This window comes from Mycolicibacterium sp. Y3, assembly GCF_051188035.1.
GTDB lineage: Bacteria > Actinomycetota > Actinomycetes > Mycobacteriales > Mycobacteriaceae > Mycobacterium > Mycobacterium fluoranthenivorans.
Genome location: NZ_JAVQLT010000001.1, coordinates 4976398 through 4993133, shown reverse-complemented (window position 1 = coordinate 4993133; position 16736 = coordinate 4976398). Strand labels below are relative to the sequence as shown.

The window sequence follows — 16736 nt, the reverse complement described above, 5'->3', positions numbered from 1 at the left end:
CAGTTGTGGCGGCCCTTCCGGTGGCGGCGGCCACCCGATCAGCATGAACCACAGACTGGAGTTGACGAGTGGGTATGCGGCCCGCGGCGCGAATGCCGAAGCTGACACGACGTAGCCGAATCCTCATCGGGGTGGCCCTGGCCGTCGTCCTGCTGCTGTTGGTGGGACCCCGGATCATCGACACCTACGTCGACTGGCTCTGGTTCGGCGAGCTGGGCTACCGGTCGGTCTTCACCACGAGGCTGTTCACCGAGATCGTGCTGGCCCTGGCGGCCGCTGTCTTGATCGGTGCGTTGGTGTTCGCCGGGATGACGCTGGCCTACCGCACCCGGCCGGTGTTCGTGCCCTCCAACGGGCCCAACGACCCGGTGGCGCGGTACCGCACCACGGTGATGAGCCGGCTGCGGCTCTTCGGCATCGGCGTCCCGGTGATCATCGGCCTCGGAGCGGCCGTCTTCGCCTGGAACTCCTGGACGATCGTGCAGATGTTCCTGCACGGTGGCGATTTCGGCGTCACCGATCCGCAGTTCGGCCGCGATCTCGGTTTCTACGCTTTCGATCTGCCGTTCTACCGGTGGTTGCTGGACTTGCTGATGACCGGTGTGTTCATCGCGTTCCTGGCGAACCTGGTGACGCACTACCTGTTCGGTGGAATCCGGCTGTCCGGCCGCGCCGGGGTGCTCAGCCGGGCTGCGCGCATCCAACTGGTGTCGTTGGTCGGCACGCTGGTCTTGTTCAAGGCCGCGGCCTACTGGCTGGACCGCTATGAGCTGCTCAGCAACACCCGCGGTGGCAAGCCGTTCACCGGTGCCGGCTACACCGATATCAATGCCGTGTTGCCGGCCAAGCTGATCCTGCTGGCCATCGCGCTGATCTGCGCGGCCGCGGTGTTCTCCGCCCTGGTGCTGCGTGACCTGCGTATCCCCGCCATCGGGCTGGTGCTGTTGCTGCTGTCCTCGCTGATCATCGGCGCGGGCTGGCCGATGATCGTCGAGCAGTTCAGCGTCAAACCGAATGCGGCGCAGAAGGAAAGCGAATACATCAGCCGAAGTATCACCGCGACCAGACAGGCCTACGGTCTGACCGATCAGACCGTCACCTACCGCGATTACAGCGGCAACGCCGCGACGACCGCCCAGCAGGTGGCGGCCGACCGCGCGACGACGTCGAACATCCGGCTGCTGGACCCCACCATCGTCAGCCCGGCGTTCACCCAGTTCCAGCAGGGCAAGAACTTCTACAGTTTCCCCGAGCAGCTGGCCATGGACCGCTACAACGGGCCCGACGGCAACCTGCGCGACTTCGTCGTCGCCGCACGCGAACTCAACCCGGAACGGCTGATCGACAATCAGCGGGACTGGATCAACCGGCACACCGTGTACACCCACGGAAACGGTTTCATCGCCTCGCCCGCCAACACCGTGCGCGGGGTCGCCAACGACCCCAACCAGAACGGCGGCTACCCGGAGTTCCTGGCCAGCGTGGTCGGCGCCAACGGCAGCGTGGTCTCGCCCGGTCCCGCGCCGCTGGATCAGCCGCGGATCTACTACGGCCCGGTGATCGCCAGCGCACCTGGCGATTACGCGATCGTCGGCCGCAACGGCGGTGACCGCGAATACGACTACGAGACCAACACCGAGACCAAGAACTACACCTACACCGGTGGTGGTGGCGTCCCGATCGGCAACTGGCTGGCGCGCAGCGTGTTCGCGGCGAAGTTCGCCGAGCGGAACTTCCTGTTCTCCAACGTGATCGGCTCCAACAGCAAGATCCTGTTCAACCGGGATCCGTCCGAGCGTGTCGAGGCGGTGGCGCCCTGGCTCACCACCGACAACGGGGTGTACCCGGCCATCGTCAACAAGCGGATGGTGTGGATCGTCGACGGCTACACCACGCTGGACAACTACCCGTATTCGGAGCTGACCTCGCTGTCCAGCGCCACCATCGACTCCAATGAGGTGGCGGTCAACCGGCTGCTTCCGGACAAGCAGGTGTCTTACATCCGTAACTCGGTGAAGGCCACCGTCGACGCTTATGACGGCACCGTGACGCTGTATGCGCAGGACGAGAACGATCCGGTGCTCAAGGCGTGGATGTCGGTGTTCCCGAACACGGTGAAGCCCAAGAGTGAGATGTCTCCGGAGCTGCGGGAGCACCTGCGCTACCCCGAGGATCTGTTCAAGGTGCAGCGCCAACTGCTGGCCCGCTACCACGTCAACGATCCGGTGACGTTCTTCTCCACGTCGGATTTCTGGGACGTGCCGCTGGATCCCAACCCGACCGCCAGCAGCTACCAGCCGCCGTATTACATCGTTGCCAAAGACATTGCACAGAATGACAATTCGGCGTCGTTCCAGCTGACCAGTGCGATGAACCGGTTCCGTCGCGACTTCCTGGCTGCCTATATCAGCGCCAGTTCCGACCCGCAGACGTACGGCAAGATCACCGTGCTCACCATCCCGGGTCAGGTCAACGGTCCGAAGCTGGCGTTCAACGCCATCAGTACCGATACCGCGGTCAGTCAGGACCTCGGTGTCATCGGCCGGGACAACCAGAACCGGATCCGGTGGGGCAATCTGCTGACGCTGCCGGTCAGTGAGGGCGGCCTGCTCTACGTGGCGCCGGTGTACGCCTCGCCGGGCGCCAGTGACGCCGCATCGTCATACCCGCGCCTGATCCGGGTCGCGATGATGTACAACGACAAGGTCGGGTACGGCCCGACCGTCGGCGATGCGCTCACCGAGATCTTCGGTCCCGGCGCGGCCGCCACGGCCACCGGGCCGGCGCCGACCGACGTCCCGGGCGCCAAGCCGCCCGCGTCGCCGCCTGCGGCGCAGACCCCGGCCACGCCGCCGCAGCAGGGCCAGGCGCCCGAGGTCCCGGTGCCGGTCGGCGCCATCCCCGGTGGTGGCGTCCAGCTGTCGACCGCCAAAGCCGCTGCGCTGCAGGACGTCAACAGCGCGCTGGATGCGGTGCAGCAGGCGCAGCACACCGGCAACTTCGCCGACTACGGTGCGGCGTTGCAGAGGCTCGACGACGCGATGAACAAGTATCGAGAGGCCAAGTAGCTCGATGTAGCCGCGTTTGTGCGGTTTCATACGTCACTCGCCGGTGCGAGCGTATGAGACCGCACAAACGCGTCGCCCGCGTACTTGGAATGCGTTCCAAGAAGATCTCAAGTGGGTTCGTCCATTCTTTTCGCCTGTCATACGTGCATGGTTGAAAGGACTCCGATGACCCTGGCCGAAACTGTCGGCGATGATGTTCTGTCCACGCTGCCCGACCACGTCAGTGCGCTGGTCGCGTTGCCCGGAGAGCCCGGCTACGAACGCTGCACCCCGTGGAATGTGGCCGCGCAGGTGCAGCCGGCGGCGGTGGTCTTCGCCACCGAACCGCACCACGTGGCCGAGGCGGTCCGCTTTGCCGCCGGGTGCGGCCGGCGGGTCACCGTGCAGGCGACCGGTCACGGGGCCATCCCGATCGGGCAGGACGCCATTCTGGTACTCACCTCGGCGATGACCGAATGCGTCATCGATGCCGATGCCCGCATCGCGCGGGTGTCCGCGGGTGTGAAATGGCAGCAGGTGATCGATGCCGCTGCGCCTTATGGCCTTGCGCCGCTATGCGGATCGTCGACCGGTGTCGGGGTGGTGGGATTCCTCACCGGCGGCGGTGTCGGACCGCTGGCGCGCAGCGTCGGGGTGTCCTCCGACTACGTGCGATCCTTCGATGTGGTCACCGGTGCGGGGGAACTGTTGCACGTGACCCCCGACGAGCACGCCGAACTGTTCTGGGGACTGCGCGGCGGGAAGGCGACAGTGGGGATCGTCACCGCGGTGGAGATCGAGCTCCTGCCGATTCCCGAATTCTACGGCGGCGCCGTCTATTTCGATGGCGACGAGGCCGCTACGGTACTGCGGGCATGGCGCGACTGGTGTGCCACGTTGCCCGAGAATGTCAACACTTCGATTGCGCTGCAGCATCTGCCGCCGCTGCCCGGCGTGCCGGAACCACTGGCCGGCCGCTTGACAGTTGCGGTGCGCTACGCAGCCCTCGACGACTTCGCCGAAGCGGCAACGCTGCTGGATCCGATCCGGGCTGCCGGAACACCGGTCCTCGACACCGTCGAAGTCCAGCCCTATGCGGCGATCGCAGCGGTACACGCGGATCCGGTCGACCCCATGCCGGTGCACGAGGAGCAGACGTTGTTGCGCGAGCTCACCGCCGATGCGGTCGACATTGTGCTCGCCGCGGCCGGGCCGGGATCGGCGTCGGTGCAGACCATCGTCGAGGTGCGGATGCTCGGCGGAGCATTCGCCCGGCAGGCCGAGCACAGCAGCGCGTTCTGCCACCGAAACGCCGCCTACGCGGTCACCACCATCGGCGTGCTCGCCGGCCCCACCGCGCAGCTGGTGCCTGCCCAGGCCGGCGCGCTGGGGCGGGCACTGGCGCCGTGGTCGACCGGTGGCCTGATGCCGAATTTCGCGCCGTCGGCCGATCCTGCGCGGATGGCGCGGGTGTACGACGAGGACACCCGGCACTGGCTGGCCGCCCTCGCTGACCGGTATGACCCCGACGGTGTGTTCCGGACAGGTCAAGTGGTGCGTCACCCAGCCCCAGAACTGCCCGAAAAGAGCCTCTGAGCACTCGATTTGGATTCGCACGCACCCCTTCTGTAACGTTGTATTCACCAACGCGGGGTGGAGCAGCTCGGTAGCTCGCTGGGCTCATAACCCAGAGGTCGCAGGTTCGAATCCTGTCCCCGCTACCAGTTGAAATGGCCCCCGGAGACATCTCCGGGGGCCATTTTCATGCCGTTTGGGAACACTTTTGGGAACATTAGCCTTGGTAACGATCGAGTGCTCGCGCTGTGGGGCCGACAGGACGGGATGCTAGGCGCGATAAGCGCAGCCCTCGGCAGGGACGGATAGGGCGTGTCTGTGCGTGCACGGGTTCGGTTGCAGATATCTATCCGATCAGGGCGTCGGACCGCTCGTATGGCCCGTTCGTCAGGGCGAGGCACCTCAAAAAGCGAGCGTCGAAGCAGCGATTTGTCAGTCGTGTCGGCTAGATTGACGGCAAGAGTCGAAGGGGGCTTCGCGTGACCATTGCGCATGCGACAGACCTAGCAACGCAGGTGCTGTCAGAGGTCGGTTGGCAGAACCGGGGCGTAGTTCTGTACGGGAGTCGGGCAAGGGGGACTTACCGCGCGGACAGCGACGTAGATGTCCTCAAACTAGTCGAAGGACACCCAAGGTCGTACTCCGCTGGATCGATGAATGTGACCGCTTACACCGTGGACCACCTGACGAATATGGCGGCGAGGGGCAGCCTATTTGTTCGGCATCTCGTCGACGAGGGCATAGTGCTGTCCGATCCCAACGGCGCGGTCTCAGATGCACTCGCTGCGTATCAGGAGCCATCCTCTTACGCTGGACTCAAGACAGAGTTGCGTCTGCTCCTTGAAGCGATGTCCAAGTTCGATGCTGCGCAGTATCGCCCGCTGCTCGACAATCTCGCCAGGTTTACAGTCCGGTCGGCTCTATATGTACGGACAGCAGAGCAAGGCAAGCCAATCTTTGATCTTGAGGATGCCGCCGCTTCGGCCAATGCTCCGCAGGTTGCATCTCTGATCCGCAGTACGCTTGTGGAGGATTTTGCGTCGCTTATCGATAGCGGCGTGAAGCTTCTCGACATATCACTACCCAGGGATGTCCCAAATACGCTTCAAGCAATAGCTATCTGGTCTATCGAGCGGTACCCGCTTGTTTCCACTCAGCTGGAACGAGCGATCGCAGGTAACGCCAGAATCGACTACTCGCTCTTATCCTTACCGCCGTCGTAGGTATGGATACATATGACAATGCCATCGTTGCCGGCGATATTCACGGTCAATATGAGCCGCTGCGGTCCTTGCTACTTCTAGTTCGCGAGCGGAGCAGCGCGCTAATTCTCCTAGGCGATTACGTGAACCGGGGCCTGCAGAGTAGGGTGGTGTTGGATATCTTGTCGACTGCCCCAGAGCGCGAGGCTGGTAAATTCGTATTTCTCCGTGGTAATCACGAGCGAGCATTGCTCAGATTTCTTGATGGCGGGCCACTAGAAGATTTCGCTGCTCACGGCGGCCTAGCCACAATCAAGTCATATTTGGGCAGCGATACCCCCGACGATCCCGTGGCTGTATTTCGTGAACGATTTGACCCATCGCACCGCGACTTTTTGGAGTCACTTCCTTCTTTTCTTGAGACGGAAAATTTTCTGTTTTCGCACACCGGTTTTGATCCGTCCGATATTCTGCTTCGAACTGACGCTGCTGTAGCTGGAAATGGTAACCCGCGAATATTTACGCACACTGGTCCGTGGCCAAAGCGCCGCACATTTTTCGGGCATTTTGTGCAAACTGGCGGGAAACCCTTCGTAACCTCGCACCTAGTCTGCTTGGACACAGGCTGCGGAACGTTTAGTGACGGACCCTTGACGGCCTATGACATCGAAAGAGATGAAATCTTGCAGTTCGAAGCAGGCGCGGGAGTTCAGTAGTGGCGAATCACGGCTATGGCTTGCAGCAGCTCACGCGTGCGTTGACTTTGAACGAGTCGGTGATTGCAGTGCATTACGCGTGCGAGTCGATCCTGACGCCAAAGGATCATCCGCCGGGTGTTGCGAGTATCGCGATTTATGATCTTAGTACGCGCGAGGTGAGTGCATACAGTAGGAATGATGCGCCTAAGGGAATCTCGCCGGACCATATCGAGCTGGATTTGTTGAAGCGATTCTTTTCGCGTTTGGCAACTTTTCAAGAATCGCTTGTTGTTCACTGGAACATGAATAGGCCAGAATATGGTTTCGATGCGTTAGCTTCTCGGGTGCGTTATCTTACGGACCAACCTGGCGATATCATCATTCCAAATCGCAGAATAGATATCGACGATTTGCTTGTCGAAGAATTTGGCGACGATTATGCGCCACATGGCCGCCTCCTCAGCATGGCAAATCTTAACGATCTCGATGTCAGATCGTTCCTAAAAGGAAAAGATGAAGCTGACCGATTTTCTAGCGCCGATTGGTCCGCTCTCGCGAGGTCATGCGCCAGCAAAGCAAAGATAATCGGTGATATTCTTCAAAAGCTAGCGAATGGTACCATTAAGACGGCGGCCTCGCCGGGGGTGATCGGTTTTGGAGGGGCTCGCCTGGACGCCGTCAAGGTTATTGTGGGCATCGCGGAGCAGTTCGTACTAGTCCAGCGAAGTTTGCGAAAACACCCCCACGGTGGAGCGGTGATAAAGTTCGAGAATGAATGGGATGATCAGTATCTCTTTAAAGCGCTGCTGAGGCTCTTTTTCGACGATGTTCGTGACGAAGTTTATGCACCTATTTATGCCGGTTCGAATAGTCGCATTGACTACTTGCTGCCGGAATACGATATTGGAATTGAGCTGAAGCATGCTTCGCAGAATTTGACTGATAAAGAAGTCGGGGAGCAGTTATTAGTCGATCGTGATCGTTATAAGTCCTTGGCTAACGTGAGCCACTTGATTTGTATTGTCTTTGATCCAGGTGGCTGGGTAGTAAATCCGCGCGGTCTTGAGAATGATCTTCAAGTCAACGTCTCTGAACCAGGCATGACGGTCACTGTCGTGATTGTTGACCGGTAATTGGCAATCAGCAGATCGACTCGTTCAACGAGTTCGTTGACGAGTTACGCCACCGTGGTGGGAGGCTCCGCGCAGATTGCCGTAGCTTTCGGCGTGATCATGCGTCTATTTGTGTGGACGATCACGCCTTACTGTTAGGCCGAGAGGTGTGATCGTCCTTGGCCGAACACCGATCGCCTGGCTTGCGGCCCGCTAGCCGCTCAGTATCGGATCGCTCGCTATCCGTCGAACGTACTAATTCGGCGCGGCATGTGCATAGGTTGTCGGTGACGCCTGGGACAATTTTACGTCGTGACGGAACTAATGGCGCTGAGCCGGCCGACCCTGGTTTGTCTTCTGCAAAGCGGAGACGAGATTGCTCTCCCCTTAAGGGTCAACGGCGTCGGTCCAGTCGAATACCATCGAGCTACCATCACTGCAGTCGAGGACGACGAGCCTAACCGCATTATCCGAATCAACTTCTACGTCGGTTCGCTGGATCATTCCGGCTCTCAGGATGCCAAGCCAGGCAATCTCATGCACCTTCTAACCGCCGTGGACGAATCCCGCGATCCGGTCTACGTAGCCGGCACGGACCTTTGGAAATGGGAAGGGGTCTGGGTTGACGATCCCGACGGCGGTGGCAAGGTCCAACTGATTCGCGCTGTGCGCGGGCCTCATCCGGAGGATGGCCACGAGATCTTGGCTCTTGTCGTGGAAGACGGCCAAAGCCAACGTAAGCCGGTTTTGATGGATCTGACGGGTGGACTGTTCTGTGAGTGGGATTAGTTCAACGGTGCCGCGGCTGAGAGACGGCGGGCAGATGAGCTGGTCGACGAGTTGCCGCCCAAATCCCCTGTGCTGCCTGGTATCAGCCAGTCGGGTGAGCGGTTAGCGATGACTCCGCAACCATTATGGGTGACGTTTCTACTTTTTGCGGGTCAGTGATTTTGTTCCTCGCGGCATTGATCGTGCTCGTTGTGACTATCCGATCAACAAATTTCGAGGGCCGGAGCCGACCGCGAAGCGGCGCAACAACGGGCCAACGACGACCGACACGCCGCGGTGGCGCGGGCTGTCGCCGATAGGGACGCCGCGCGCGAGCGTGATCGTGCGTCCTGGCGGCGCGACAACTCTGTTGCGGCTCGCGAACGACGCCTTGAGCGCGGCAGTCTCAGCGCAACAGGAATACCGCAGAGCACTCGACAAGCCTGAACACACCGATGCCGGGACGGCATGGCTGGACCGAATTTCGTTGGCGGGCCAGACCATCATGCCTGCAAGTACGACGCTGCGAATACTTGGTGCTGCGGAGTCCGCTATGGAATGAGTGCACTTGCATCACACATAATGGACGACGAGATCCTGCAGCTCGTCGGCGAATTTCCTCGTCGAGCGCAGCCGCACCGCGATCGTTTTGAGGAACTTCCTCGAACTGACTGGCCATCGAGCAACGGTTTTTGCGGAGATTGTTGCCAAAGCTATTGGGGAGCCGCAACTGAAGTCCCCGGCAATACCCGTCCGAACCTAGTGATGCGTGCCATACGCGCCAGCTAGGTTCTGTGAGTCTGCTGCTGGGTAACGTTTACACCCGGGGTGATTGGACCGGGCACGAAGTTGCCTTTCGTGATGAACTGCCCGCTCACTGATGACCGGCTACTGGATGGGCGGAGGCGGCGAGTCTTTGGTGTCGAGGTCGTTCCACCCGGGCCACGGCTCGATGTCGTGGTTATCGAGTGGTATTGCTGCTCGGATTCCCAAAACTTCGTCGGGACTATCTTCGTCGTCGGTGTATAGATCATCTGACTCGCCGGCCGCGTTGGGGAAGGCTGCGCGGGCCTCACGCCGTGTTTCGAATCGCGCGAACGTCGCTAGCTTCTCATGCGAGAGGCGCAGGCCACCGCCGCCGATGCCAAACACGACAGTCGCTTCGTTCGGCCCGACAGAAAGTATCTCGCCGATACCGAAGTCCGCGTTCGCGATGTACCTCGGTTCTGGTTTTACACCGACTCCTTCGGCGAGCTGATTCGTTCGGTCGAGTATCCGAGTGACTCGCCCACCGAGTGTGCGCTGGTGCAGTTCCATTGCACGTACCCGCTCAATCACCTCGCCTAGAAGCTCACTTGGGTTTCGCTGGTCGCTATTTAGTCCGACTTCCAGCTTCTGCTGCCTCTGACGAATCTTGTCGAGCTCGGCTACAAGTTCGGGCCAAAATCCGTCAAACAGTCGGCTTATCTGATGCTCAGACAGTTTTGGATCGGACACTTCGTTCACCGACTTCACAAACTTAAACATGTCGTCACGGTCGTTGATATTGGTGTGCTGAAAGTCCCACAGCGGTCCTGTGATGTCGCGCGGTTGTAGGTCGAAGAGCAGCGTCCGTACGCGCGAATTGGAGTGGCCTGCGAGCGCACCCGCTTCAAAGTTCAACCACGGTTCCGCGACGTTCTGTCGGGTGACACAGATGACGCCCTGCCCGCTCCCTGCCAGTTCATCCATAATGGTCCGGCTACCAAGGGTTCCCTTTGCGATGTCTTCGCTAGACACCCACGGTTGCGCGGAGGTAACCACGAGCGGTAGCCATTGATGGATCGCTCGCGCTACTGCGTGACTCACTGGCTTCGACCAACTGACGAAGATCTTCACGCACCCATTCTCCCAGCCAGGTGCGTGGCGGGTGGTCAGGCAGTCGCCTGCGTGGCGCACTCGTAACGCAAAGTGTCCGCAGCCAAATCGCGTCAGCATTCTATGCGAATACCTTCGGCTTAGTGGCTATCTTGGGTTACCACCGGGGGCATTTCGTGGAAGCGCAGAGTCACACCCTGCCACTCGGCGTTGGAACGAACTTGGGCCGCTCAATTTCGGTCGCGATCGCCTTCCGCCCTTTCTTAACCGCCGCCGACCGCGGATCAGTCCATGCCCGTCCGTCCAGGGCGGGGGCTTGAAGGTCTTGACCTCATGCTGTCAGTTCCATGGTTCTCTCGCCGAATTCCGCCACGATACGGAGATGCCCCCCAGGGCCGCGACATACGATTGCAGTGTCTCTAACTCGGTATGCGACAGATCGCCAGCCTCCAACTTCGACACCCAGGCCTGCGACACACCCATGAGAGCGGCGACGTCGGCCTGCCGTGCGTGATGGGCTTTACGGATGTCGGCGAGGCGCTGCGCCTGAACGGCGTCGTGCATCTTTTTACGCGCGGCATCGGCCTGCGCCGGGTCGATACTCCCCGAAGCAACTGCCTCGGCGCGGATCTCACGCCAGTGTCGTGCCATCGTCCTCGTATTGATTCCCAGTAACTCTGCTGCGCGAGGAACCGCAAGCAGGAGTGGAAGGTTGTCGAACACGCTGTCTTCCATCTTGATTCACCACCCTTCGAACGTGGTCCTGCGATCGGGAGAAATACGATGCCGGGCAGGCGCTGTGTGTGATTGAAGCCCCGGCTACTGGCGCCGCGAGGAGCGAAATGATCGCCCCGGTGTCGTATCCATCGAGCCGACTAACACAACTGTAAGTCTCTCCACCGACACTTCCGACGCTAATTTCTCACACCGTCTCGACGCGATTTGGCAGCGCTGCGCCCGAACGCGAGATCCCAACAGCCACGTGTCATCCAATCGCGAACCCTGAATCCTGTGACCTCTCCTCACCGCCTTCGCCATCGCTCACAGGCTTCTCATCACATACCAAAACAGCTGGCCCCGTTACACTTCCACCGTCGCATCTCATTCGTCCCAACTTCCAAATACTGCTTGGCACATTTGCGCAAGGTGCGAGAATGGTTGTGGCGCAGTCAGCGTCAACACCTCGATCTGTGGATGGATCGGCGAATGTTGACAATCTCGAAGCTCAAGGCGTGGTCGATCAGCTACTACATCGACACCGCGGACACCGCCGCGCGCGCCAGCCGGGACGCGAGCGCTGCCGGTGGCGGGCTGGGGGAGTACTACTCGGAACACGACACCCGCACCCCAATCTGGATATTCGCCGGGGACGCCCGCACGGCGGCGACGCTGGCTGGGCTCAGTGATTTCCAGCGTGGCGGCGGGCAAGCGGATTCGGCGGTGGTGGGGCGGTGGCTCGATGACGGGATCGCCCCGAACGGCGCGATGGGGCGCACCTTCGGGACCCGCGGTGTGCATGGTTTCGATCTGACGTTCGCCGCGCCCAAGAGTGTGTCGCTGCTACGCGTGCTGCGCGGTGATGATGTGGTGCAGAAGGGGATCGCCTACGCGCACGCCACCGCGATCAGTGAGGCGATGGAGTATCTGGCCCAGCATGTCGGTTACACGCGCGTCCACAATCCGGTGACGGGGGAGAAGGACCTGCAACGGCTGCCCGGGATCGTGGGGATCGCCTATCAGCATGAGACCAGTCGGTGTGGGGATCCGCACCTGCACACCCACGTGATCGTGCCCAACCGCCAAGCCCGGGCTGATGGACGGTTGGTGTCGTTGGATGGGACGTCGCTGTTTCATGAGGCGAAAGCGGCGGGCGTGATCTACCAGGCCACCCTGCGCCGCGAGCTGCAGCGGTCATTGGGGTTCGAGTGGGAGCAGGTCGACCCCGGCACGGGGATGGCGGAGCTGGCCGGGATGTCTCGCGAGACGATCACGGCGTGGTCGCGGCGCTCGTCGCAGTTGCGGGACTGGGCGGCCGGGCACCTGGAGCAAGGGGAGGACGGCGCGTGGTCGGCGGCGCAGCTCGGTACCGCGCAGAAAGCGACCCGGCCGACCAAACCGGAGGAGTTGGCGTGGAGTGTTTTGGTGGAGCAGTGGCGCGTGGATCCGCGTGGGATGGAAATTGACCGCGCGCAGTTTCTCGCAGCCCGCGCTGCGCGGCGCGCACATGCGCGGACCGCGTTTGACCGCGCGCGGGTGCTCGCGGCCGCGGAAAAGATCGACAAAGCAACTTTCATCCGGGCCGATCTCATCGAGGTCCTGGGGGCGCAGGTGCCGGTGGATTCGGAGCTCTCACCTCGGAAAATGGTGGAGGCCGCGGTGGACGCGGTCATTGTGCGGTTGTCCGCGCCGCGCGCGGCACACCAACGCGAAGGCCACGAAAAGTTCACCCTCGACGCCACCCTGGCCGAGGAAACCGCGGTCATGGAGTTAGTGGACGCGCGCAACGACCGTGCGCAGTTGTGGCTGCCCGCGCGGGACACCGCGGGGTTGTCTGCGGATCAGCGCGCCGCGGTGACCGAGATCGCGCGCTCGCCATGGCTGGTGCAGCCGTTGACTGCGCCTGCGGGCGCGGGCAAGACCACCTGCCTGCGCACCCTCGCGGGCGCTGCGCACGGAGTCGCGCGGGGAACCGCGATCGTGCTTGCCCCGACCGGCAAGGCCGTCGATGTGGCACTGCGCGAAGGGGCGGGGAATCAGGGCTACACCGTCGCCAAAGCACTCCAACTGCTCGACGACAAACAGCTGGAGTTGGACCGTTTCAGCCTGGTGATCGTCGATGAGGCCGCCATGGACGGCACCAGCGACCTACGCCGGCTGCTGACCGCCACCACCCAGGCCGGCGCGAAAACCATCCTGGTCGGTGACCCGCGCCAGTTGGCGCCGGTGAAAGCGCGCGGGGGAATGTTCGCCCAACTCTGCGAGGACCTGCCGTGGACCCAGCACCTGTCCGAGGTGTGGCGGATGCACGATCTAGAGGAATGGACTGCGTCGTTGGCGCTGCGCGACGGTGATCAAAAGGCGGTGAGTCGCGCAGTGGAGTGGTACCGCCAGCATGATCGCCTGCACTGTGGCGATGAGGTCACCATGGCCGCAGAGGCCGTGGCCGCGTACAAGAAGGACATCGCCGCAGGCAAGGACGCGCTCCTGCTTTGCGACACCAAGGAAATGGCCGATGCCCTCAACTGGCGGCTGCACCACGAGACCGTCGCCGCGGACGCGGAAACGGTGGCCGGCGCGCGTGGGCATCGGCTCGCGGTAGGGGATCTCATCCTCACGCGGCAGAACGATGCGTCGATCCCGCTGCGTTACCGCGAGAGTCAGTCGGTGGAGCCCGGGCCGATCCGCAACGGGCAACGCTGGCAGGTGGAGAAGGTGCACACCGGTCATCAACAGGTTCTCGCTCGCCGCCTCGACGACAACGCCTACACGATTTTCCCCACCGACTACACCCGCACACACGTCACCTACGGCTACGCGCTCACCGTGCACTCCGCCCAAGGTGTCACCGCCGACACCACCCACGCCGTCATAGGTGAGAACGCCACCCGCAGACTGCTCTATGTGGCGATGACCCGTGGGCGACAAGCCAACTCGGTACACATCTTTCAGCGCGTGGCCGAGGGACAGGAGCTTGATCACTCAGAGTCCGCAGGCGCGCGCCTTCCCGCCCGAGGTGATGGACTGGATGCTACTGATCTCGTGCGCAGGGTTCTCACCAATGATCAGCCGGACGTCACCGCCCACGCCTACACAGCCCAGACCTCGCAGGCGGCGCTACCTGCCGGTCTCCGCTCAATGCGAGCGCAGCATGCCGAAATGGTGGGCCGTCGCGCGGCCGGTTACCGCGCGTGGCTCACGGATTACGAGGCGAGGTCGATCGACGTAGACCGCGCCCATGAACGCAGCGCTAACAGGAGCCGAGACCGCAGCTCAGACTACGGAGTCGAACTTTGACCGGGACTTTGGGAGCTGTCGAATCATGTTGCGTCGGTGCCGCCGGTGCGACCCGCCGAATACGGTTGGAGAGTACCGAGGACGCCGCCGTTCCTGCGTGGGCGTGGCAGTGGCATGGGCTCCTTTCGTGGGTTTTGGACCCTCTTCATGCCGGGTTTGCCAAGGTCATCAGGGTGAACTCTCGGGCCTGTTCTTCGTTGTCTCTGGCCACCGTCAGTGCGCACCTCCGATGTTGTTGCGCCCCCGTTCATCTCCGGCTGCCACTCAGGTCGGTTGCGAGTTCGTGCAGCGAGAGGATCTGTATGTCGGCTAACGCTGCTGTCGGGTGTTGAGCGTGCAAGAGGCCCGGCGGGCCACTGCGGATGTGTGCAGTGTTCGTGCCCGCCTTGTGTGAGTGTCGGCAGGAGCTGCAAATGCGACACGTCGATATGGACCGACAACATGACATGCCGTGTCGATCCTCACGCGCTGTGAGCGCTGGCGCTGTGGTGGTCATCGACCGCACCGCCATCGAGACCAGCGAAAATGGCATGGCCCCAAACGATGACCTGCAACTTCGACGCGACGGGGGCCAGAAGTCGCGAGAAAAGTATGTCAGCAGCGGACGATCTAGGAGTTCCATGCCCTAGCGTGAAACGGGTGAATATCGAGATGCCCACGAATCTTCGTCCACTGGCCGGGTTGGAAGACACGAGCCCAAATTGCTGACACCGCTTTGTCGTGCGGTGGGCGTGAAACTAACACTCCTACATGGTGTGTCGAATTCCTAGACCGCACATAGAGGTCGAATCGCCGGTAGCGTTATTGATAGGAAGCCACCACGCAGGTGAGGGTGACCGATCCGCGAAGTCTGCGGGCAATCCGCTCGCCAAATGGCGAGCGGTCCCTGCTACCAACAGGGACCGCCCTACGACTCCCCGGGCAACCACTGTGAATAGTTGATGTGAGGAGTACACCTGTGACCATATCCAACCCGGGTCCCGACCGCCATACGGACGAGCCGGATCCTTCTAACTCAAAGGTACACCCGCTGTTATCGCTGATCGTCGCGATGATCGCCGTGTTTGTGACCTGCTGCGCGATCTACTTGGCTTTTCCGGTCGCCAAGTTCTGGGTCGAGATCGGCGGCGCGGCGATCGCACCGATCGTGGCCGAGGTCGTCCGCCAGATCAACGATCAGCGCGGCCGCCACCGCGGGACCTGATCGAGGTAATTCGACACCGGACGTGACGCGCAGAGGCCAGAAGGCCTTGGCTCTGCGCATCACGTGTTTCTGTGCTCGGAAGGCATGCAGGACGGTAACGAGATCGCCTCGCCGGCAGTTAGCGGGCACGGGCCTACGGGATCCACAGTTAGCGGCCCAGGGCCTACGGGGATCTAGCGGGGTGGAGCCGTCCGACACCTAACGACGACTTTCTGTCGTGGTACCAAGGCGCCATGTGCATCCATCATTGTGGATTAGGCGCTGGCGGCCCTGGGGGCAGTGGATTCGGCGGCATCTCAGCCGGCGCCCCTTCGGCGTCCTGGAACATCTCGGCGGTCACATCCGGGTCGTGCTTTAAACCCGGTGGCTTAGCACAAGTTCCGCTGGACCGGATCCGCCTGACCGACATGCACGCGGTGTCGAATCTACGGGAGCAAAACGTCGAAGCCGATGGCTGCGGTGGTCAGGTGATGATCCAGTCCTACACGACGATCCGGCTCCGTATCGACAACGACGACGACACCCAAACTCTTTACGGCGAAACGAAAGACCTCTGGCGCGTGGGTGATCGCGCTGACGATTCAACTGTTGGGCGTGTTTCTGAGCACGCGCTGCCAGCTCGGTGCTACGTGTCGATGCGTTCGTGGGTGATTGGAGCTGCGGGTGTGGTGCGGGGTTTGATCGCGGCCCAGGCGGCGTCGGCGCCTTTCCAGAAGAGGCGTCCGGCGATGGACATGTACAGGAAGTACGTGAGGTAGACCGCGACGGTTCCCCAGTGGGTGACCCAGCCGGGCAGCGCGGTAATGACGGCGAAGCCGGCGACCAGCATGCCCAGGCCGGCCAAGAGCGCACCGAAGTCTTTGAACTGAAACTGTGCGCTGTCGTTTGATGAGTGCATGATTCCCCCGAATCGATGGTTCGGTGGCCGTTGACGTCTGGGTGTCGTGACGTTCTGGCCACCGTGTGTTGGTGGTGTCGAAGCGTAGCCGCGATTGGCGCTGATGTTGCTGTGGGCTAGATCACCGTTCGCTGACGTTCGGTTTTGGCGTTCGCCCCCGACTACACCTTGCAGAGCCCGCCTGATTGACGGACTCCGATTTAGATGTCGAGGGGGAGATGTCATGGGGGGATTGTCGCGGTCTGACCTGCGCAGTCGGGACGTGTGGGGACGGCGAGCTGGTCATATCGTCGCTGAGTGGGTGGCGTGGTGACGCGGCGTCGGCGTGCTGCGACAGACCCGGCCAGCGCTCCTGTCGCCG

Annotated in this window: 11 protein-coding genes, 1 tRNA gene and 3 pseudogenes; 12 read left to right on the top strand and 3 right to left on the bottom strand. The window is 61.8% G+C overall.

Going from position 1 to position 16736, the window contains the following annotated elements; genetic code table 11:
* Positions 1–68 precede the first annotated feature (68 nt).
* From QN239_RS24310 to QN239_RS24270, 9 genes and pseudogenes are all read left to right on the top strand, one after another.
* Positions 69–3068 (top strand): UPF0182 family protein, encoded by a 3000-nt coding sequence (locus QN239_RS24310; RefSeq protein ID WP_499014331.1) that lies wholly within the window; start codon positions 69–71, stop codon positions 3066–3068.
* 165 nt (positions 3069–3233) lie between these two features.
* Positions 3234–4643, top strand: a complete 1410-nt coding sequence (locus QN239_RS24305) for an FAD-binding oxidoreductase (RefSeq protein WP_499014330.1) — start codon at positions 3234–3236, stop codon at positions 4641–4643.
* A 51-nt stretch (positions 4644–4694) separates the two neighbouring features.
* Positions 4695–4771, top strand: a tRNA-Met gene (locus QN239_RS24300).
* A gap of 330 nt (positions 4772–5101) precedes the next feature.
* Positions 5102–5242 (top strand): annotated as a pseudogene (locus QN239_RS24295) (nucleotidyltransferase domain-containing protein); the annotation flags it as partial.
* A 33-nt stretch (positions 5243–5275) separates the two neighbouring features.
* Positions 5276–5845, top strand: coding sequence for a hypothetical protein (locus QN239_RS24290; RefSeq protein ID WP_499017037.1), 570 nt, complete (start codon positions 5276–5278; stop codon positions 5843–5845).
* Positions 5846–5847: 2 nt separating this feature from the next.
* On the top strand, positions 5848–6540 hold the full coding sequence (locus QN239_RS24285) for a metallophosphoesterase (protein WP_499014328.1): 693 nt from the start codon (positions 5848–5850) through the stop codon (positions 6538–6540).
* Entirely contained in the window at positions 6540–7655 is a 1116-nt protein-coding gene (locus tag QN239_RS24280; RefSeq protein ID WP_499014326.1) for a PD-(D/E)XK nuclease domain-containing protein, read from the top strand. The genes QN239_RS24285 and QN239_RS24280 overlap by 1 nt, the downstream gene beginning before the upstream one ends.
* Before the next feature lie 291 nt (positions 7656–7946).
* The gene (locus QN239_RS24275; RefSeq protein WP_499014324.1) at positions 7947–8423 is read left to right on the top strand and encodes a hypothetical protein; all 477 of its coding nucleotides are present in this window, start codon (positions 7947–7949) and stop codon (positions 8421–8423) included.
* A 145-nt stretch (positions 8424–8568) separates the two neighbouring features.
* Complete coding sequence (locus QN239_RS24270) at positions 8569–8964, top strand: hypothetical protein (RefSeq protein ID WP_499014322.1); 396 nt, start codon at positions 8569–8571, stop codon at positions 8962–8964.
* A gap of 326 nt (positions 8965–9290) precedes the next feature.
* On the opposite strand, the gene QN239_RS24265 is transcribed toward QN239_RS24270, so the two are convergent.
* Both QN239_RS24265 and QN239_RS24260 read right to left on the bottom strand, forming a co-directional pair.
* Positions 9291–10280, bottom strand: a complete 990-nt coding sequence (locus QN239_RS24265) for a hypothetical protein (protein WP_499014320.1) — start codon at positions 10278–10280, stop codon at positions 9291–9293.
* Positions 10281–10590: 310 nt separating this feature from the next.
* Positions 10591–10910: pseudogene (locus QN239_RS24260) on the bottom strand (XRE family transcriptional regulator).
* 555 nt (positions 10911–11465) lie between these two features.
* Between QN239_RS24260 and mobF the strand changes: the two are divergent.
* From mobF to QN239_RS24245, 3 genes and pseudogenes are all read left to right on the top strand, one after another.
* A complete protein-coding gene (gene mobF / locus QN239_RS24255) occupies positions 11466–14273 on the top strand; it encodes a MobF family relaxase (protein ID WP_499014319.1) in 2808 nt (935 codons plus the stop codon).
* Between the two features lie 958 nt (positions 14274–15231).
* Complete coding sequence (locus QN239_RS24250) at positions 15232–15477, top strand: hypothetical protein (protein WP_499014318.1); 246 nt, start codon at positions 15232–15234, stop codon at positions 15475–15477.
* Positions 15478–15728: 251 nt separating this feature from the next.
* Positions 15729–16031: pseudogene (locus tag QN239_RS24245) on the top strand (MspA family porin); the annotation flags it as partial.
* Between the two features lie 71 nt (positions 16032–16102).
* Here the strand turns inward: QN239_RS24245 and QN239_RS24240 are convergent.
* Positions 16103–16375, bottom strand: a complete 273-nt coding sequence (locus tag QN239_RS24240; protein ID WP_499017036.1) for a hypothetical protein — start codon at positions 16373–16375, stop codon at positions 16103–16105.
* Positions 16376–16736 lie beyond the last annotated feature (361 nt).